Genomic DNA, 19,435 nt, shown 5'->3' with positions numbered 1-19,435 from the left:
CTCTCTAACCTTTGACGCACACCACCTGACGCAGGGTGTGCACCACTTCCACCAGCTCGCGCTGGGCTTGCATCACCGCGTCGATGTCCTTGTAGGCCATGGGGATCTCGTCGATCACGTCCTTGTCCTTGCGGCATTCGACATGGGCGGTGGCGCGTTGCTGATCCTCGACGGTGAACGCCTGCTTGGCCCGGGTGCGGCTCATCACCCGCCCGGCGCCGTGGCTGCAGGAGCAGAACGATTCCTCGTTGCCCAGGCCGCGAACGATGAAACTCTTCGCCCCCATGGACCCGGGAATGATCCCCAGCTCGCCCTTCTGCGCCGACACCGCACCCTTGCGGGTGATCAGCACGTCGTGGCCAAAATGCCGCTCGCGCTGCACATAGTTGTGGTGGCAGTTGACCGCTTCGAGGTTGGCCTCGAAGGGCTTGCCGATCACCTTGCGCGTGGCGGCGATCACCGCGTGCATCATCAACGCGCGGTTCTGCCGGGCGAAATCCTGGGCCCACTCCACCGCTTCGACGTAGTCGGCAAAGTGCCGGCTGCCCTCTTCGAAATAGGCCAGGTTACGGTCCGGCAGGTTGGCGATGTGTTGGCGCATGTCGGCCTGGGCCAGTTCGATGAACAGGTTGCCGATGGCGTTGCCGACCCCGCGCGAACCGCTGTGCAACATCAACCAGACGCAGTTGGCCTCATCCAGGCAGACCTCGATGAAATGGTTGCCGCCGCCGAGGGTGCCCAGGTGCTGGCGGTTGTTGGTCTTCTCCAGCTTCGGGTACTTGTCGGTGATCGCCTTGAAGCGCGCGGCCAGGTCGTGCCAGGCGTGGTCGGCGAGCGCCGGCACGCTGTCCCAGGCGCCCTGGTCGCGACGGCCAAAGGTCTTGCCATGGGGCACCGCTTTCTCGATTGCAGTGCGCAGGCCATGCAAGTTGTCCGGCAGGTCGCTGGCGGTCAGCGAGGTGCGCGCAGCGATCATGCCACAGCCGATATCGACGCCGACCGCCGCCGGGATGATCGCGCCCAGGGTCGGAATCACGCTGCCGATGGTCGAGCCCTTGCCCAGGTGCACATCGGGCATCACCGCCAGGTGCTTGAAGATGAACGGCATCTTCGCGGTGTTCAGCAGTTGCTCACGGGCGCCCTCGTCCACCGGGACGCCGTCGGTCCAGAGCTTGATCGGCTTGCCGCCGGCCACTTCGAGAATGTTCATTGTCGTACTTCCACTTTTATCTGTTGCTGCCGGGCCGCTGGGGCCCGGCAAATTTCATCCGGCCTTGATGCTGACCAGTCCATTCAACACCTGATCCAGGCCGCCGAACACCGAAATCCGGTCGATGCGCTCCGCCACCCGCTCCAGGGTTTCCAGCTCCTTCAGGCGCAGGGCCGTCGGGTTATCTTCCATGACCTTGGCGGTATTGAGCAGCGAACGGGTCGCCGAGGTCTCTTCACGGCGGCGGATGACGTTGGCTTGCGCCGCTTTCTCCGCCTCCACCACCTGCGCCAGCAAGGTTTTCATCTCGCCCGGGAGGATGATGTCGCGTACCCCCAGGCCGCTGACTTCGATGCCGCTGCCAATGAGCTTGTCCTGCAGGTACTGGCTGACCGAATCGTCGATCAACTGCTTGTTTTCCAGCAGCTCGTCGAGGGTACGAGTACCCACCGCCGCCCGCAGGCCGAACTGCACCTCGCGGTAAAGATGCTCCAGCGGCTTGCTCAACTGCGCGAACGCACCGAGCACATCGCTGTAGCGCCAGTTGGCCGCAAGATTCAGGCGCAGGCTGACCTTGTCGCGGGTGAGGATCTCCTGCCCGCTGATTTCCATGGCCTGGATACGCATATCGACCAACTCGACACTGACCTGGCGGTTGAAGCGCCAGAAGCCGTACTGCCCGGCTCCCAGCAACTCTTCCACCACGCCATCGACCTTGAGCACACCGACGTGGAACGCCGGCACCGCCGACAGCAACACCGCCTCCAGCCCGGCCAGGCTGCGGCCGCGCAATTTGGGCTGGTTAAGCTGGGCCACCAGGCTGGTATCCAGGCGATAGGTCTGGCTCAGGTCGATGCGCTGCAGGGTCTGCGCGCTCTGGCCTTTCCAGTACAGCTGGCGGCTGCCCGGGGCCAGCAACTCGACCAGGGCGCCGTCTTCAAAACGCAGGCCGGCTTCGTTTTCCGCCAGGTCCATGCGTTCGAAATACTGCTCGACCAGAGCCGGCTCGCTTTGACGCAGGTAGCCGGCCAGGCGATGTTCGAACAGCGAAGTATTGAGGCTGAAGGTTTCTACCGTCAGCCGGTTGTGCAGGTCGAAACGCTTGTGCACGCCAGGTTCGAGAATCGACACAAAGTCGCCTTCGCAGAACAGCAGGCCGCGTTCGTTCTTTTTCACGATAAAGCGTTTCAACAGTTTCATCTTGGTCATCCTGTGCAATTAATCCTTGGTGCCGGTGTTGCCAAAGAGCCGAGCGTTGCGGGCGTGGCCCGGAGGAGCCAGTTGCCGGGACATCCTGTCCACTGACCGCGTCCTGCGGTCCGGCAACTGCCTTGCTCCGGGCCCGGCCGGCAAGCCGGGCAAATCGGCGGTGGGCGTTGTGCGCTCCTTGCGCACCTTGCAGCCTTCCCTGGCTACGCCCCACCGGCGGGTACAACATTCGAGATACCTTGGAGGGTATGTAAGGTTCGAGTCAGGCCTCGAGACCAGCGTCTCCGTGAGGAGCCACGCTATCGACTGCTCGTTGCGGCGGCGGCATGCACGACACCTACACCTGGGGTGGGCTCGTGCACCGGCGGGGACATAAACCCCGTCCCGTTGGCCAGCTTGGCGATGCGGTCGAGGGAGATATTGCGAGGGGCGTGCCAGGTTTCAAAATCAGAATCAAAAATATTTTTATCTTATTGATTTATAAGGAATTTATTTTTTAGGCCGTAAATTTTAGGCTCCTCCGCCCCCGCATGAATCAATTTATTTATATATGATGAGATACGTATTTATCTTTTGAGCTAAACAGACATGGGCAAACGCAGCGTCGCCATCGGCTTTCTCGGCACCACCCTTGATCGCAACGGCAAGGGCGCGGCGCGCTGGCAGCGCTGGCGACCGACCATCAGCCTGTGCCAGCAAGCGCACACGCCTATCGATCGCCTGGAACTGATCCACGGCACCAGCGCCCGCGATCTGGGCCTGGCCGAGCGCATACGTGACGACATCCAGAGCATCTCGCCACACACCGAGGTGCGCCTGCAGCCCATGGTCCTGCGTAATCCCTGGGACTTCGAGGAGGTCTATAGCGCGCTGCACGACTTTGCCAGCGCCTACCCTTTCGATACCGAGCATGAGGACTACCTGGTCCACATCACCACCGGCACCCACGTGGCGCAGATCTGCTGGTTCCTGCTTACCGAAGCACGCTACCTGCCGGCGCGGCTGATCCAGACCTCGCCAGCCCGCGGCAAGGAGGACACCGCCGACCCGGCCGGCACCAGCACACTGATTGACCTCGACCTGTCGCGCTACGATCACATCGCCTCACGCTTCCAACGCGAGCAGGCCGACAGCCTGAACTTTCTCAAGGCCGGTATCGCCACCCGCAACGCCGCCTTCAACCGCTCCATCGAGCAGATCGAACGAGTGGCCCTGCGCTCGCGGGCACCGATGCTGCTGGTCGGCCCTACCGGCGCCGGTAAATCCTTCCTGGCCCGGCGCATCTATGAACTCAAGCGCGGCCGCCACCAACTGGAGGGCCGCTTTGTTGAAGTGAACTGCGCCACCTTGCGCGGCGACGGCGCCATGTCGGCGCTGTTCGGCCACAGTAAAGGCGCCTTCACCGGCGCCCAGAATGCCCGCGACGGTTTGCTGCGCGCCGCCGATGGCGGCATGTTGTTCCTCGATGAAATCGGCGAGCTGGGCGCCGACGAGCAGGCCATGCTGCTCAAGGCCATCGAAGAAAAGCGCTTCTTCCCGCTGGGTTCGGACCGCGAAGTGGAAAGCGACTTCCAACTGATCGCCGGTACCCACCGCGACCTGCGCAGCCGGGTGGCCGAAGGGCTGTTTCGTGAAGACCTGTACGCCCGCATCAACCTCTGGACCTTCGAGCTGCCGGGCCTGGCCGGGCGCCGCGAAGACATCGAGCCAAACATCGATTTCGAACTGCAGCGCCATGCCCGCGAGCAGAACCGCCAGGTGCGCTTCAACCTTGAAGCCAAGCGCCGCTACCTGGCCTTTGCCAACTCGCCACAAGCCCGCTGGGCCGGCAACTTCCGCGAGCTGTCGGCCTCGATCACGCGCATGGCGACCCTGGCCGACAGCGGGCGCATCGACGAAGCGCTGGTGCTGGAGGAGATCGGGCGCCTGCAACGCGCCTGGGGCCTGGAGCAGGGAGCGAATCCGCTCGATGCATTGCTCGGCGACAAGGCGCTGGACCAGTTCGACCGCCTGCAACTGCACGCCGTGCTTAATGTATGCCGCAACGCCCGCACCCTGTCCGAGGCCGGGCGCCAGCTGTTCGATGTGTCGCGCCTGGAGAAAGACAAACCCAACGATGCCGACCGCTTGCGCAAGTACCTGGCGCGCTTTGGCCTGGACTGGAATCAACTCAAGGACTGACCAGGGTGCTAGAATTCGCGCCCTCTTCGGCCGCACCTGGCCGAGCACTACCGGAAAAGGACTCTCGGCCATGTCATTGCTGACAGCTACCCGCCTGCACCTCTGCTCCTTCGGCCTGCTGGCCGGCCTCAGCCTCGCTGCCACCACCGCCTACGCCGACGAAGCCACCGACCAGGCCCTGCACAAGGGCCGCTGGCAAGGCATGGCCGCCATGGCCAACCTGTACCTCAACGACGCCACCCCGGCCGAGTTCATGGACGCCGGCGACAAGGAAAAGAGCGAGCACGACAACTATGCCGGCGCCCTGGCCTTCTACCTGACTGCCGCCCGCCTGGACCCGAAGAATGCCTTCGCCGCCTACCAGGCCGCTGCCGCGCTGTCGTCCATGGACAGCCCGGAACTGGCCGCGCAGTACCTCGACGAAGCCCGCGAGCGCGGTTTCTGGCAAGCCGTGATCCTCAAGGAAGACGACGAGCTGGAGCCAATGAAAAATGACCCGGCCTACCAGAAGCTGCTGCAGACCGCCGAGAAAAACTACCCGACCCAGGCCAAGGACGCCGGCCTCGCTGCGTTCAGCATCCCTGAAGGCAAGGCGCCGGCCGGCGGCTGGCCGGTGGTGGTATGGCTGGCAGGCTTCGGCACCGAAGGCGTCAATGGCACCAACATGCGTGCTGACCTGGTCGGCGACAAGGCGGTGCTGGTGGCATTGAATGGCACCCTCAAGCGTGATGCTCACCAGTTCATGTGGCAGCAGCATTCGGTTGAGCCGACCGAACAGGCGGTAGCCGCAGCCCTGAAGAAACTGGAAAAAGACACCCGCATCGACCGCTCGAAAGTCGCCCTGATCGGCTTCTCCCAAGGTGCCGAACACGCGGCGCACCTGATCGCCCAGTACCCGCAGAACTACAGCGGCGCAGTACTGTTGTCGCCAGGCGGCTTCAAGATCCCGTTCACCGTGCAGAAGGCCAAGGACAAGCGCCTGGTCGTGGTCCACGGTGCCCAGGAGCATGAAAGCAACCTGCAACTGACCGCTACCACCGAGAAAGCCTTCGCCAGCAACAACAAGGTGCAGAGCCATGAACACCCTGAAGGCCACACCTTCCAGGATGACTGGCGCAAGGTCTACCCAGGCTACCTGGATTACGCCCTGGGCCTGTGAGGTCCGAATTAGACCTAGGTCGTAAGGCTGGGACTTGCAAACCTGATGGCACTCTGATGTATGCTTGGCCGGTCTTCAGGGCGGGGTGCAAGTCCCCACCGGCGGTAAATCGAAAGATGAGCCCGCGAGCGCCTCGGCCTTTGGCCGAGGGTCAGCAGATCTGGTGAGACTCCAGAGCCGACGGTCATAGTCCGGATGAAAGAAGGCGTCAGGTCAGGGCCAACATGCGCCCTGGCGCACGCATTTTGTTCGCCCTGAAACGTTCATCGATCACTTACGAGGAGCGTTTCATGTCCCCTTTGCACCGCAAGCAATTCCCTAACGTCGCTGCTGCTGTCGCCGCCTACCAGGCCGGTAAACCCGTGCTGTTGCTGGATGACGACGACCGCGAGGACGAGGCAGATATCATTGCCGCCGCCGAAAACATCAGCCTGGAAACCATGGCCATGATGATCCGCGATTGCAGCGGTATCGTCTGCCTGTGCCTGGATGAAACCACCGTTGACGAGCTGTCGCTGGCACCGATGGTGCCGAACAACCGCGCGCGCCATGGCACCGGTTTCACCGTGACCATCGAAGCGGCTGAAGGTGTGTCCACCGGCGTCTCGGCCCAGGACCGCATCACCACCATCCAGGCCGCACTGGACTCGACCAGCGCAGACATGCGCATTGTCAGCCCTGGCCATGTGTTCCCCCTGCGCTCGCGCGATGGCGGCGTACTCACCCGCCGCGGCCACACCGAAGGCTCGGTAGACCTCGCACGCCTGGCGGGCTTGCGCCCGGCAGCGGTGCTCTGTGAACTGATGAACCCCGACGGCAGCATGGCCCGTGGCGAGCAGGTGGCGGTGTACGCCAAGCAATACTCGCTGCCGGTTCTGACCATTGACGAGCTGGCGCGCTACCGCCAGGCAGCGCTGACCCCGGCACTGGAAAGCGCCTGAAAAATTTGTGTTCGAGAAAATTTACAGCCTTGCAGACAGCTACTAAGGTGAATGCAGAGGTGTGAATCGCGGCTGATTCAAGGCAGCCGTATCGTGCTGAGCGGGTGCAGTGACATGCACCCGGATCTGCCTCTATTGAAGAGGCGGGAAGACGACTTCATGGGGCCCCGCAAGCCAACCCGAGGTTGTCCCCGCCTCTATTTTTTTCTGCCTTACTTCAAGCCCAGCTGCGTGCGCAAAAAGTCATGCAGGCCTGCAGCGCTTTTCTTGTAGCCGTCCGCAGTCAGGTGCACCAAATCCCCCCGGGCCAGGCCCGAAGCCTGCCAGCCGGCAATTGAGCACTGCCCCCCCATGTACGCTTGCCAGTCCCAGAACAGGGCATTGGCCTGCTTGGCCGCCTGACGCTGGATACGGATCACCTGGGCCAGTTGCTGCGGTTGGCGCGCGGCGCAGCTGCGTGCCTTGCGCTGCTTGATCGAGTCCGGCGGACCAACCAGCAGCACCACTGCCCGCGGCAGGTCCTGGCGCAGGCGCTTGAGGGTATTGCGCAGTTGCGCCTGGTACAGGGCGAGGTCAAGGGTGTCATCGAAGGCTTCGTTGGTGCCGTAGGCAAGAATCACCAGGTCCGGGCGCAGGGTCTTGAGGTTGTCCTGCCAGCCAGCCTGCCACTTGTCTTGCACCTCAAGGCGCGCGCCATTGATGCCCAGCGCCGAATAGATCACCCCGGCATTTTTCTGGCCCTGGATATACCAGCCACCCAGCAGCGTGCCGGGCCGGCTGTTGAGGGTCAGGTCCAGCGGCAGGCCAAGGTTGCCGACCTGCGGGCCGAAACGCCATTGCCCGCCGGTTGCCGCCAGCATGCGCTGGTTGCGCCCGCGGCCGTCGCGCAGCACCAGGGTGCTGCTCTCCCGTGCCTGGTACAGGGCCTGGACTCGATAGCGCTGCGCAGTGGGCTCACGAGCCTCGATACGCACGCTGGGGTTGGCCGCCATCGGCACCGACAAGTACCCCCCGAGCGGGAACTGGGTACTCTGCTGATTACGTGCCGACACCAGCTCCCACTGACGCTTGGCAGTTTTCAGAATGACCTGCTCATAGCGGGTGCCCGACACGGGCGAGGCGGCGATCAGGCCGATACCACCGTCGCCATAACGCGCTTGCAACAAGCGACGCATCTCGCCGCTGAACAGGTCTGCGGCGGTGTGCGAGTCGCCAAACTGGATGATATTGATTGGCGCGCGATTGGCGTTCTTGAACTTGCCCGCCAGCACCGCCAGGTTGCCATCGACGCGGTGGGTCGGGGCCTTGGCCGCCGAGGTGGCGGGCCTGGCCGTGGTATTGACCGCCGCCACCGGGCTACAGCCCGGCAGCGCACAGATCAGCAGGGCCAGCCCCAGAATGTTGTGCAGTCGACGCATCAGTGTCCCGTTACAGTGAGGCCGGGAAAGGCGATCATCGAGAGAATTCGTTCCGAGATCAGCTTCTGTCCGGTGGTGGTGAAATGAATGCCGTCATCGACCCGGGTCTTGATCCGCTTGCCCTGGCTGTTCTGCAAGGTATAGGAGAAGCTGTCGTCGTTGTAACCGAGCACCGGGTTGGCCGAGACGTAATGCTGTTGATACAGGCCGGTCTGCTGCTCATAGAGCCCGCTCAGGTAAGCCATGGCAGTAGACAGCTTGGGCTTTTGCATGTTCGGCGGGCCGACCCAGATCACCTGCACATTGTGCGCGCGGGCCTGGTCGAGGATCGAATCGATACGCTGGCGGTAGGTGACTTCCCACTCCGGCGATTTGAAACGCAAAAACGGCTTGCCCTTGCCCTGGGGCATGTCCCAGGGGTCGTTGGGGCCGAGGAAGATTACCATCAGGCGAATGTTCGGCTCGCTTTCCAGGGTCTTGGCCACGGTCTGCGGCCAGTTGAAGAACCCAGGATAGGCCAGGCCAGTGCTTTGCCGGCTGAGATTGACGCTCTTGATCTGGTAGCGCTTGCGCAGGCTGTTGGCCAGGTGCGGAGCAACGCCCTGCATCAGCGAATCGCCAACCAGGAATACTTCATCGCCGGCCGCCAGGGACACCACGGTACCCGCTTGCAAGGGCGCCTGGGCGACCTGCGCTGCAGGTGCAGGTGCAACAGCAGGTGCCGCGACCTTGACTGCAGCCGGCTTGCTGACGGGGGCGGGGACTGCAACCGGCGGCTTGTCCAGGTGCACCGCAACCACCTGAACCGGCGCGGGCAGTTCGATTGTGTCGCTGGCCTCAACCTTGGCCACCAGCACCGGCTCGCTACGTTTCTCCAGGCTGTCGATGAAGCTGTCGCGGGCATCGCCCAGGGCATGGGTCAGGTTGCCACCCAGGCGCCAGGCCGGGCTCTGCCCGAGCACCGGCAATTCGCAGCTCTGGTGGTACTTCTGCTGGCAATACAGGCTGATCGAATCCTGGTTCAGCCAGAACAGCAACAGGGTGGTGATGACAATGGCGTACAGGGCCTTGGCCGCGCCAGTTTGCGCGGCCAGCAAACGACCGGCATTAGAAGCTTGCATAGATGAACCCCGGCACGCCCGATTGCGAAGCAAAAATGACCAAGGAAATGAACAACCCCAGCGGTATCGGATACAGCTGCCAGGGCAAGCGCGTGGTGGTTGCGAAAAACTGGCGCAGCAGCGCCAGCAACTGCGGGTAGACGGCGACATACAGCACGCTCACCAGCAACAGCAGGCCGGTGCTGGAGAACAGCCCCTGAAGGCTCAGCCCGCCGATACCGGCGAGCATCTCCATGGCTTCATCGAGGCTCGCGCTGCGAAAGAAGATCCAGGCGAAGGCCACATAGTGGAAGGTCAGCAAGCGCGCCGCCAACCCCGCGCCCGGCCAGCGCATCGGCTGCGGCAAGATGTAGGTCGAGGCCTTGTACAGCGCCAGGCCGATACCGTGCAGCGCGCCCCAGATAATGAAATTGATGCTCGCCCCGTGCCACAGGCCGGAAATCAGCATCGCCAGCAGCATGTTCAGGTTGCCGCGCCACACGCCCTGGCGGTTACCACCCAGGGGGATGTAGACATAGTCGCGAATGAACAGCGACAGGCTGATATGCCAGCGCCCCCAGAACTCCTTGAGGTTGTGCGCGGCATAGGGTGCATTGAAGTTGTCAGGCAGGCGAAAGCCCAGCAGCAAGGCGATGCCGGTAACCAGGTTGGTGTAGCCGCTGAAGTTGAAATAGATCAGGAAACTGTAGCCATACACGCTCAGCAGGATCTGCTCGGGCGAATAGCTGCCCGGGGTCTCGAACACCGGGTCGACCCATTCACTGGCCAGCCAGGCACTGCAAAAGAACAGCTTTACCACCGCCAGGGCGATCAGGCCCAGCGCCCGTTGCGGCTCCAGCACTTCACGGATGCGGCTCGAGCGAATCTGCGCCAGCATGTGGCTGGCGCGATTGACCGGGCCGGCAATCAGGCTGGGGAAGAACGCCAGGTACAGGGCCAGGTCAAACGCTGAGGCCGAGGGCATCTCGCGGCGGTTGATCGACACCAGGTAGCTGACCGAGTGAAAGGCATAGAACGACAGACCGATCGGCACCAGCACTTCCAGCACCGGCAGCGACACCTCCAGCCCGGCACTGGCCAGGGCGCCCTGCACGCCGCCGACAAAGAATTCCTGGTACTTGAACAGGTAGAAGCAACCCAGCACCAGCAGCAACACCAGCAAATAGCTGAAGCGCCGGCCGGGGTAACGCTCACCGACCAGGCCGAGCAGGTACACCAGGGCACTGTAGCCGAGCAGGATATACAAGGAGTTGAAGCTGAAACTGGCCACCAGCCCATAACTGGCCGCCAGCAGCAGGACGTTCTGCAGGCGAACGCTCCAGCACAGGCTCCAGTAGACGATGAAAAACAGTGTGAAGCAGAGGCCGAACTCGATCGAAAGGAAGCTCACAACGTAGTCCATTACGTGACAACAGAAATAGGAGGCTTCACCGCGAGAAACCCGCGGGGTAAAGCGGGCGCGATTATGGCAGAGAGCCACAACCCCTCACAATGCGAGCTCTGCAGAAAAATCAAGACTTCACCGGCGGCCTTTGTGCAACAGAATGCGACGAAAGATCGCCCCTATCGATTTGCTCCCCCCGCCCCGCTCTGCTAGTGTCGCGCCGTTTACACTGCCACCGAGACAGCCGCCATGGCCCGAAAAAAAGCCTCCATTGATTTCGAGCAATCCCTCGCCGACCTGCAAGCCCTGGTCGAGCGCCTGGAGAACGGCGAGCTGTCGCTGGAAGACTCGCTGACCGCCTTCGAACAAGGCATCAGCCTGACCCGCGACTGCCAGAGCGCCCTGGCTCAGGCCGAACAGAAGGTTCAGGTATTGCTCGCGCGCGACGGAGAACTGGCCGCCGAGCCGTTCGATGCGGACCAGCCAGAATGATCCGCGCATACCAGGCCAGCTGCCAGGCACGGGTCGACGCCGCCCTCGAACAACTGTTTATCGCCCCCTCGGTGGAGCTCACCCGCCTGTATGAGGCCATGCGCTACAGCGTCATGAACGGCGGCAAACGGGTTCGCCCACTGCTTGCCTATGCCGCGTGCGAAGCCCTTGGTGCCGCCCCGGAACAGGCCAACGGCGCGGCCTGCGCGGTCGAGCTGATTCACGCCTATTCGCTGGTGCACGACGATTTGCCGGCCATGGACGACGACGACCTGCGCCGTGGCCAGCCAACCACCCACAAGGCATTTGACGAAGCTTGCGCGATTCTCGCCGGTGACGGTCTGCAGAGCCTGGCCTTCAGCGCCCTGCTCGACCCGCAACTGAGCCCGCAGCAGGACAGCATCCGCCTGGCCATGGTCCAGGCCCTGGCGCTGGCGGCCGGCCCTGCCGGCATGGTCGGCGGCCAGGCCATCGACCTGGGTTCGGTGGGCCTCAAGCTCGACCAGACGGCGCTGGAGTTCATGCACCGGCACAAGACCGGCGCGCTGATCGAGGCCAGCGTCAAGCTCGGCGCCCTGGCCAGTGCCCGCGCCGACCAGACCCAGCTCAAGGCCCTGCAAACTTATGCACAGGCCATCGGCCTGGCCTTCCAGGTCCAGGACGATATCCTCGACGTCGAAAGCGACACCCAGACCCTGGGCAAGCGCCAGGGCGCCGACATCGCCCGCGACAAGCCGACCTACCCGGCCCTGCTCGGGCTCGACGCGGCCAAGGCCTACGCCCTGGAACTGCGCGACCAGGCCCTGCATGCCCTGCGTCCGTTTGACGCGGCGGCCGAGCCGCTGCGCGAGCTGGCGCGCTACATTGTCGAGCGCCGCAACTAAGCAGCACTGGTATCACCGAGCAAACCCCTGTGGGAGCCGGCATTGCCGGCGATAGGGGCCAAAGGCCCCTGCTCTACCAGTCAATGGGCAGCCAACACCGCAATAAGGTAAACTGCCGCCACTTCATATCTATAACGATTCGCCTGATGCCCACGACGTTTCAAGAGATCCCCCGCGAACGCCCGGTCACGCCGCTGCTTGACCGTGCCGATACGCCTGCCGGCCTGCGCCGCCTGGCTGAAGCCGACCTGGAGAGCCTGGCCGACGAGTTGCGCCAGGAATTGCTCTATACCGTTGGTCAGACCGGCGGGCATTTCGGTGCCGGCCTGGGCGTCATCGAGCTGACGATCGCCCTGCACTACGTCTTCGATACCCCGGACGATCGTCTGGTATGGGACGTCGGTCATCAGGCCTATCCGCACAAGATCCTCACCGGTCGCCGCCAGCGCATGCACACCCTGCGCCAGAAGGACGGCCTGGCCGCCTTCCCGCGCCGCGCCGAGAGCGAGTACGACACCTTTGGTGTCGGTCACTCCAGCACCTCGATCAGTGCTGCCCTGGGCATGGCCATCGCCGCCCGCCTGCAGAACGATCCGCGCAAGTCCATTGCCGTGATCGGCGACGGCGCACTGACCGCCGGCATGGCCTTCGAGGCGTTGAACCACGCCCAGGAAGTCGATGCCGACATGCTGGTGATCCTCAACGATAACGACATGTCGATTTCGCGCAATGTCGGTGGCCTGTCCAACTACCTGGCCAAGATCCTCTCCAGCCGCACCTACTCGAGCATGCGCGAGGGCAGCAAGAAGGTCCTCTCGCGCCTGCCGGGCGCCTGGGAAATCGCCCGCCGCACCGAAGAATACGCCAAGGGCATGCTGGTACCCGGCACCCTGTTCGAAGAGCTGGGCTGGAACTACATCGGCCCGATCGATGGCCACGACCTGCCGACCCTGATCACCACCCTGCGCAACATGCGCGACCTCAAGGGGCCGCAGTTCCTGCACGTGGTGACCAAGAAGGGCAAGGGCTTCGCCCCGGCCGAAGTCGACCCGATCGGCTACCACGCGATCACCAAGCTCGAGCCTGTGGACAAACCCGCCGCCGCGCCGAAAAAAGCCGGCGGGCCAAAGTACTCCGCGGTATTCGGCCAATGGCTGTGCGACATGGCTGCGGCTGACCAGCGCCTGGTCGGCATCACCCCGGCCATGAAGGAAGGCTCCGACCTGGTGGCCTTCAGCGAGCGCTACCCGGATCGCTACTTCGACGTTGCCATTGCCGAACAGCACGCGGTAACCCTGGCGGCGGGCATGGCGTGCGAAGGTGCCAAGCCGGTGGTGGCGATCTATTCGACCTTCCTGCAGCGTGCCTACGACCAGTTGATCCACGACGTCGCGGTACAGAACCTCGACGTGCTGTTCGCCATCGACCGCGCCGGCCTGGTTGGCGAAGACGGTCCGACCCATGCGGGCAGCTTCGACCTGTCGTTCCTGCGTTGCATCCCCGGCATGCTGGTGATGACCCCGAGCGACGAGAACGAGCTGCGCAAGATGCTCAGCACCGGCCACCTGTACAACGGCCCGGCCGCCGTGCGCTACCCACGCGGCAGCGGCCCGAACGCGCCCATCGAGAACAGCCTCGAGCCGCTGGAAATCGGCAAGGGCATCGTTCGCCGCCAGGGCAGCAAGGTCGCCCTGCTGGTATTCGGTGTGCAGTTGAGCGAAGCCCTGAAGGTTGCCGAGCAGATCGACGCCACCGTGGTCGACATGCGTTTCGTCAAACCGCTGGATGAGGCGCTGGTGCGTGAAATCGCCGGCAGCCACGACCTGCTGGTGACCATCGAAGAGAACGCCATCATGGGCGGCGCTGGTGCTGCGGTGAGCGAGTTCCTCGCCCGCGAAGCCGTGCTCAAGCCGATGCTGCACCTGGGCCTGCCGGATGTGTATGTCGAGCATGCCAAGCCTGCACAGATGCTCGCCGAATGCGGCCTGGATGCTGCCGGGATCGAGGCTTCGGTGCGCCAGCGGATGCAACTGCTCGGTCTGTGATCTTCGGGGCCTTAACCGGCCTCATCGCTGGCAAGCCAGCTCCCACAAGTACAGCGCATGCAGAACCTGTGGGAGCTGGCTTGCCAGCGATAGCAATGGAACTGCCCATGAAATCCCTGCGCCTGGTAGCCCCACTCCTGCTATTGCCGACCACCCTGCTGGCCGAGCCCATCGACCGCGAAAGCGCCCTGAAGCTGCCCAACACGCTCATCAGCGCCAACCGCCAGGTCGAAGACCGCAGCCAAACCAGCGCCGCCAACACCGTGTTCACCCGTGACGACATCGATCGCCTGCAGCCTTCCAGCGTCACTGACCTGCTGACCCGGGTACCCGGCGTTCAGGTCTCGCGCACCGGCGGGCGCGGCAGCTTGCCCGGCATTTTCATTCGCGGCACCAAGTCGGCCCAGAGCCTGGTGCTGGTCGATGGTGTGCGCATCGCCAACACCTCATCCGGCGACAGTGGCCTGCAGTTTCTCAATATCGATCAGATCGAGCGGGTCGAAGTGTTGCGCGGTTCGCGCTCGGCGATCTACGGCAGCGATGCGATTGGCGGGGTGATCCAGATCTTTACCCGCCGTGCCAGCAAGCCCGGCCTGCAACCCCGCCTGCACCTGGCCGGTGGCAGCAACAAGACCTGGCAACGTGACGTCGGCCTCTCGGGCGGCGATGAACGCACCCGTTTCAACCTCGCTGCCGGCCTGGACGAAACCGCCGGCATCAACGCCACCCGCGAGTCCTTCGCCGCCAACGGCGATCACGATGCCTACCGCAACAAGAGCCTGAGCCTGAACCTCAGCCATGTCGCCAGCGACTCACTGGAGCTGGGCCTGAACTGGCTCGACAGCCACGGGCGCAGCGAATACGACAACCTGTTCGGCGACCACAGCCAGCCCTATACCGATTTCAACCTCAGCAGCATCGGCACCTATGCCGACGCTCAGCTCAGCGATATCTGGCATTCACGCCTGGAACTGGGCCACAGCGAGAACCGCGATACCAAGCGCGACTCGCTGCAACCGGGCGGTAGCGAGTTCAACACCTATCGCGATTCGCTGAACTGGCAGAATGACCTGAGCCTCGACGAACACAACAACCTGCTGCTGGGTGGCGACTGGTACCAGGACCGCCTGCACGCCAGCACACCCCTGGACGAAGACAGCCGCTGGAACCGCGCCGCTTTCGTGCAACATCGCTACAAGGGCGACAGCTTCAGCAGCGAAGTGGGCGTGCGCCGCGACCAGAACCAGCAGTTCGGTAGCCAGAACAGTTGGAGCGCCAGCCTCGGCCTGCCGCTCAACGCCGACAACGACCTGCTGCTGTCCTACAGCGAAGGCTTGCGCGCACCGACCTTCAACGACCTCTACTACCCGGACTTCGGCAACCCCGACCTCAAGCCCGAACGCTCGAAAAGCTACGAGTTGCAATGGCGCAGCCAACTGAGTGAGACCACGCGGCTGGAGACCTCGCTGTACCGCACGGACCTGCGCAATGCGATCTCCCTGGGCCCCAACTTCATTCCGCACAACGTCGGCTCGGCACGCATCAACGGTTTCGAAGCCAGTCTGCATCAGGAGTGGTTCGGCTGGCAGAGCAACCTCGGCCTGGCGCTGATCGATCCGCGTGACCGCGATTCCGGGCACACTCTGGAACGCCGCGCCCGCCGCACCCTGAGCCTGGACCTGGATCGCCAGTTCGATCGCCTGGGCCTCGGCGCCAGCTGGCAGGCGGTCAGCAGCAGTTACGCCGACGCGGACAACACCAGGACGCTGGCTGGCTACGGTTTGCTTGGGTTACGCAGCAGTTGGAGCCTCAGCCGCGAGCTCCGCCTGGAGCTCAAGGCCGATAACCTGCTGGATAAAACCTACAGCCGTGCGCAGTACAGCTATGGCGCAGGCTACCGCGACTACCGCGAAGAGGGCCGCACCTGGCTGCTGGGCGTCACTTGGACACCGGCACTTTAGCCTGCAGCAGCGCACACAGCTTCGCCGTCGCTTCGATCATCTGCCCGCTGGGGCGCTCCAGGCCTTTATCCGGCACCTGCAGCAGCAGACCGTCACGCACTGCCGCGACCTGCGGCCAGGCCTTCCAGGCATCGAGCTGGGGCTGATCGGCGGCGAGGATAACCTGGGGATTACGCGCCAGCACGGTCTCAAGGTTGACCTGTGGCGCCGGCTGGGTGAGATCGGCAAACAGGTTGCGCGCGCCGCAGACGCTCAAGGCATCGGAGATGATCTGGTAACCACCGACGGTATACAGCGGCTTGTCCCAGACCTGATAGAACACCGTCAGTGGCCGCTCGCGACGGTACTGCTGGCGCAGCGCGGCAAGGCGCTGGCGCAGGGCAACGGACAACTGCGCGCCCTGCGCCTTGCGCCCGATCCGCACGCCAATCTCGTCGACCTGGGAAACCAGGTCATCCAGCTCGTGGACGTCGACGCTGTAGAGCGGAATACCAAGACGTTCAAGCTGCTCACGCTGAGCCGCCGGCACGCTGCCCGGCCAGTACAGCACCAGGTCCGGGCGCACGCTGAGCAGGCGCTCCATGTCCAGCTGGCCGTAGCGGCCAACCAACGGCACATCGCTCAATTGCGCAGGACGCTCCCTCCACTCGGCCATGCCCACCAGCAGATCGCCGGCCTGCAGGTCGAGGAGGATTTCGCTGATCGAAGGCGCCAGGCTGACCACCCGCGGCGCCGCCGCCAGCGGCATGCCGAGGGCTAGCAGCAACAGCCACAGGTAGCGGCGCATCAGCCGAGCTGGCGAGGGATACGGTAGAGGTAGAGCAGGACCACACTGGAGATCGCCAGGAGAACCTGTGGCACCGCCTCAAGGCCGACGAACACCGACAGCGCGGCGACCCAGGCCGGCAGGCAACCGAACAGCATGCCCAGGCGCCGGATACGCGCCAGCTCGATCCAGGCGCCAGGCTCGTCATCACTGTTCAAGCTTTTCTGGGTGGCAATCAGCGCATGCTTGTAGGCGCCAAAGCGCGGCAGGCTGAGGAACATCGACGCCACGCCGGCGATGAACATCGGCATGGCCAGGATCGGGATCAGCGCCTGCAGGTCAGCAAAGGCCCAGGCAAACACCAGCAATGGCGCCAGCGCCACCGCCAGGTACTGCCACCAGGCCAGTTGCAGACGGCGACGCACCTCGGCGCGGGTCACGCCCGTCCGGCCTCGCCCTGGTGCTCGTTGCCCATCATGTGGCCGAGCTTGCCGGCTTTGGTCGCCAGGTAGTGTTTGTTATGCGGGTTGTGGCCGGTGTGCAGCGGCACGCGCTCGGCAACCGGGATACCCATGCCGGTGAGGGCCTTGACCTTGCGCGGGTTGTTGGTCATCAGCCGCAGCGACTTGACCCCCAGGTGCTCGAGCATCGGCTGGCACATGCCATAGTCACGCTGGTCGGCGGCAAACCCCAGGCGCTCGTTGGCTTCGACGGTATCGGCGCCGCCATCTTGCAGCTCGTAGGCGCGGATCTTGTTCAGAAGGCCAATACCACGGCCCTCCTGGCGCAGGTACAGCAGCACGCCGCGGCCTTCGCGGGCGATTGCCTGCAGGGCCGCCTCGAGTTGCGAACCGCAGTCACAGCGCTGGCTGAACAAGGCATCGCCGGTCAGGCATTCGGAATGCAGGCGCCCCAGCACCGGCTGCCCGTCGGCCACATCACCCAGGCTGAGCACGACGTGCTCGCGGCCGGTGGCTTCATCGAGAAAACCATGCATGGTGAAGGTCGCAAACGGGGTAGGCAGCTTGGAAGCGGCAACAAAAACGACGGGCACGTTGTGCTCCTGATCAGTAACTTGAAAATTGACGTGGGCCGATTGTATCAGCAGCGTGGCGCGGCTGCTTAGGCTGAATTACTGGGCAAACAGATCGAGAAGTTCGATAACGCCTAGTGGCGCTTGCCCGCCCCGTCGAATGGATATGGCTGTTGCCAGTGCGCGAAAATCGCTCGTAATTCACCACTGGCCACCAGTTTGTCCATACGCTGATCGAACAAGGCACGCAATGCCTTGCCCTCGGCGGTGCGGCCAAAGGCCAGGTACAGCGGCAGCTCGGCCAGGTGGCTGCGACGGAACAATTCAGGCTTGGCAGCCTGACCGAGTACATTGTCGACTTCGGTCAGGGCATCGATATAGAAGTCGACACGATCATGCTCAAGCATCGGCAGGATCCCTTCCCGGCGCTGGATCTCACGGAAATGGCCGACATTGGGCAGGTAGTTCTTGTAGTCATAGCCGCGCACCCAGGCCAGACGGTATTGGCCGAGGTTCTGCTGGCTGGGGACCGGACGGCTTGCCAGGCCCAGGGCATAGATATGATCCATATCGAAATGCCAGCGCGGGTAGAGGTTGTCGGCGTTTTCTTCGTGATAGGAGCCGACCCAGGCATCCGCTTCACCGCGTTTGACCAGGCCTACCGCGCGGCTGTACGGCGCACCTTGGGTGCGGACCTTGACCCCGGCGGGTTCGAACACCTTGCGCAGCACGTCCCAGGCCAGGCCACTGCCATCGGCGTTGGTGTAGTCGAGCCACTCCTCACTGACCAGACGGACCTGGCCAGGCATCGCCAAGGGTGCGTCTGCCGCCTTGACCACACCCGCTGTCACAACCAGCAGCAACAGCAACAGCCGCCATCCCGTCATCGCCCCGCTCCCTCAGGTGAAACTCCATACCAGGACCTGCATGCCCAGCCAGGCAAATACGCCTGCCAGCACATCGTCGAGCATGATCCCGACCCCGCCATGGACATGACGGTCAACCCAGCGAATCGGCCAGGGCTTGAGGATGTCGAAGAAACGGAACATCAAGAAACCCGCCAGCAGCCAGAGCCAACCTTCTGGCACCAACCACAGGGTAATCCACATGCCGACCATTTCGTCCCAGACGATCCCTTCATGGTCGTGCACTTTCAGGTCATCGGCGACCTTGCCACACAACCAGACGCCGAACAGCATGGTCAGGCCGAGCATCAGCCAGTAGCCCCAGTCGGGCAGCATCTGCCACAACGGGATAAAAGGCACAGCCACCAGCGAGCCCCAGGTTCCCGGCGCCTTGGGCAAGGTCCCGGAACCGAAGCCGAAGGCCAGGAAGTGCCAGGGGTTGCGCCAGACCGACGGCGGAACGAACTCCGCAGGCACCTGTTTGGGGTGATCGGTCACGGTGTCTCCTTAAAATGTTGATAGCCCCGGATCTGCGGGGTGATGTCTTGGCCGCAATCATCGAGCAGGCGCACGCCGCTGCCGGCACTGGCGCGCCCGACCACATGGATGGGCCAGCCGGCCGCCAGCAGGGGCGCCAGTTCGGCTTCGGGCAGGGTGAAGGCCAGGACGTAATCATCGCCCCCGGCCAGTGCCGCCTGTTGCGCGCCTTCGCGGCCGAGCAAAGCC

The 19,435-nt window shown here is 63.6% G+C and carries 17 protein-coding genes, 1 pseudogene and 1 riboswitch; of the genes and pseudogenes, 7 read left to right on the top strand and 11 right to left on the bottom strand.

Features of this window, described 5'->3' with window-relative positions:
- Positions 1-4 precede the first annotated feature (4 nt).
- A complete protein-coding gene (locus tag UW3_RS0112690) occupies positions 5-1,210 on the bottom strand; it encodes an RtcB family protein (RefSeq protein ID WP_010222862.1) in 1,206 nt (401 codons plus the stop codon).
- 54 nt (positions 1,211-1,264) lie between these two features.
- The gene (locus UW3_RS0112685; RefSeq protein WP_010222861.1) at positions 1,265-2,410 is read right to left on the bottom strand and encodes a slipin family protein; all 1,146 of its coding nucleotides are present in this window, start codon (positions 2,408-2,410) and stop codon (positions 1,265-1,267) included.
- Between the two features lie 597 nt (positions 2,411-3,007).
- On the opposite strand from UW3_RS0112685, the gene rtcR reads away from it, so the two are divergent.
- From rtcR to ribB, 3 genes are all read left to right on the top strand, one after another.
- A complete protein-coding gene (gene rtcR, locus UW3_RS0112675; RefSeq protein ID WP_010222860.1) occupies positions 3,008-4,600 on the top strand; it encodes an RNA repair transcriptional activator RtcR in 1,593 nt (530 codons plus the stop codon).
- A gap of 70 nt (positions 4,601-4,670) precedes the next feature.
- Positions 4,671-5,759 carry an alpha/beta hydrolase gene (locus UW3_RS0112670; RefSeq protein ID WP_010222859.1) on the top strand — a complete coding sequence of 363 codons (1,089 nt, stop codon included), beginning with the start codon at positions 4,671-4,673 and terminating at the stop codon, positions 5,757-5,759.
- 67 nt (positions 5,760-5,826) lie between these two features.
- Positions 5,827-5,970, top strand: a riboswitch (FMN riboswitch).
- Positions 5,971-6,049: 79 nt separating this feature from the next.
- Complete coding sequence (gene ribB / locus UW3_RS0112665; protein ID WP_026001301.1) at positions 6,050-6,700, top strand: 3,4-dihydroxy-2-butanone-4-phosphate synthase; 651 nt, start codon at positions 6,050-6,052, stop codon at positions 6,698-6,700.
- Between the two features lie 212 nt (positions 6,701-6,912).
- On the opposite strand, the gene UW3_RS0112660 is transcribed toward ribB, so the two are convergent.
- The 3 genes from UW3_RS0112660 to UW3_RS0112650 are packed head-to-tail and all read right to left on the bottom strand — an operon-like array spanning position 6,913 to position 10,629.
- Positions 6,913-8,118 (bottom strand): SGNH/GDSL hydrolase family protein, encoded by a 1,206-nt coding sequence (locus UW3_RS0112660; protein WP_010222857.1) that lies wholly within the window; start codon positions 8,116-8,118, stop codon positions 6,913-6,915.
- Entirely contained in the window at positions 8,118-9,239 is a 1,122-nt protein-coding gene (locus tag UW3_RS0112655; protein ID WP_010222856.1) for an SGNH/GDSL hydrolase family protein, read from the bottom strand. Before UW3_RS0112655 ends, UW3_RS0112660 begins: the two co-directional genes overlap by 1 nt.
- Positions 9,226-10,629: an MBOAT family O-acyltransferase gene (locus UW3_RS0112650; RefSeq protein WP_010222855.1), complete on the bottom strand. Its 1,404-nt coding sequence runs from the start codon at positions 10,627-10,629 to the stop codon at positions 9,226-9,228. The genes UW3_RS0112655 and UW3_RS0112650 overlap by 14 nt, the downstream gene beginning before the upstream one ends.
- Positions 10,630-10,872: 243 nt before the next feature.
- On the opposite strand from UW3_RS0112650, the gene UW3_RS0112645 reads away from it, so the two are divergent.
- From UW3_RS0112645 to UW3_RS0112630, 4 genes are all read left to right on the top strand, one after another.
- Complete coding sequence (locus UW3_RS0112645; protein ID WP_010222854.1) at positions 10,873-11,115, top strand: exodeoxyribonuclease VII small subunit; 243 nt, start codon at positions 10,873-10,875, stop codon at positions 11,113-11,115.
- Entirely contained in the window at positions 11,112-11,999 is an 888-nt protein-coding gene (gene ispA, locus UW3_RS0112640) for a (2E,6E)-farnesyl diphosphate synthase (protein WP_010222853.1), read from the top strand. Before UW3_RS0112645 ends, ispA begins: the two co-directional genes overlap by 4 nt.
- A gap of 146 nt (positions 12,000-12,145) precedes the next feature.
- Positions 12,146-14,044 carry a 1-deoxy-D-xylulose-5-phosphate synthase gene (dxs, locus tag UW3_RS0112635; protein ID WP_010222852.1) on the top strand — a complete coding sequence of 633 codons (1,899 nt, stop codon included), beginning with the start codon at positions 12,146-12,148 and terminating at the stop codon, positions 14,042-14,044.
- 107 nt (positions 14,045-14,151) lie between these two features.
- On the top strand, positions 14,152-16,005 hold the full coding sequence (locus UW3_RS0112630) for a TonB-dependent receptor domain-containing protein (RefSeq protein WP_010222851.1): 1,854 nt from the start codon (positions 14,152-14,154) through the stop codon (positions 16,003-16,005).
- On the opposite strand, the gene UW3_RS0112625 is transcribed toward UW3_RS0112630, so the two are convergent.
- The 6 genes and pseudogenes from UW3_RS0112625 to UW3_RS29500 all read right to left on the bottom strand — a co-directional run.
- Positions 15,983-16,792, bottom strand: a complete 810-nt coding sequence (locus tag UW3_RS0112625) for a cobalamin-binding protein (protein ID WP_010222850.1) — start codon at positions 16,790-16,792, stop codon at positions 15,983-15,985. The genes UW3_RS0112630 and UW3_RS0112625 overlap by 23 nt on opposite strands.
- The gene (locus tag UW3_RS0112620) at positions 16,792-17,211 is read right to left on the bottom strand and encodes a hypothetical protein (protein WP_010222849.1); all 420 of its coding nucleotides are present in this window, start codon (positions 17,209-17,211) and stop codon (positions 16,792-16,794) included. Before UW3_RS0112620 ends, UW3_RS0112625 begins: the two co-directional genes overlap by 1 nt.
- Entirely contained in the window at positions 17,208-17,825 is a 618-nt protein-coding gene (ribA, locus tag UW3_RS0112615; RefSeq protein ID WP_010222848.1) for a GTP cyclohydrolase II, read from the bottom strand. The genes UW3_RS0112620 and ribA overlap by 4 nt, the downstream gene beginning before the upstream one ends.
- 113 nt (positions 17,826-17,938) lie before the next feature.
- Complete coding sequence (locus UW3_RS0112610) at positions 17,939-18,691, bottom strand: substrate-binding periplasmic protein (RefSeq protein ID WP_010222847.1); 753 nt, start codon at positions 18,689-18,691, stop codon at positions 17,939-17,941.
- Between the two features lie 12 nt (positions 18,692-18,703).
- The gene (locus tag UW3_RS0112605; protein WP_010222846.1) at positions 18,704-19,207 is read right to left on the bottom strand and encodes a phosphatidylglycerophosphatase A family protein; all 504 of its coding nucleotides are present in this window, start codon (positions 19,205-19,207) and stop codon (positions 18,704-18,706) included.
- Positions 19,204-19,435 (bottom strand): annotated as a pseudogene (locus tag UW3_RS29500) (thiamine-phosphate kinase); the annotation flags it as partial. The gene UW3_RS0112605 and the pseudogene UW3_RS29500, both read right to left, overlap by 4 nt.

The sequence above is a fragment of the Pseudomonas donghuensis genome, assembly GCF_000259195.1.
GTDB lineage: Bacteria > Pseudomonadota > Gammaproteobacteria > Pseudomonadales > Pseudomonadaceae > Aquipseudomonas > Aquipseudomonas donghuensis.
Note: the sequence above shows the minus strand (reverse complement) of the source record. Positions and strands in the feature narration are given on the sequence as shown.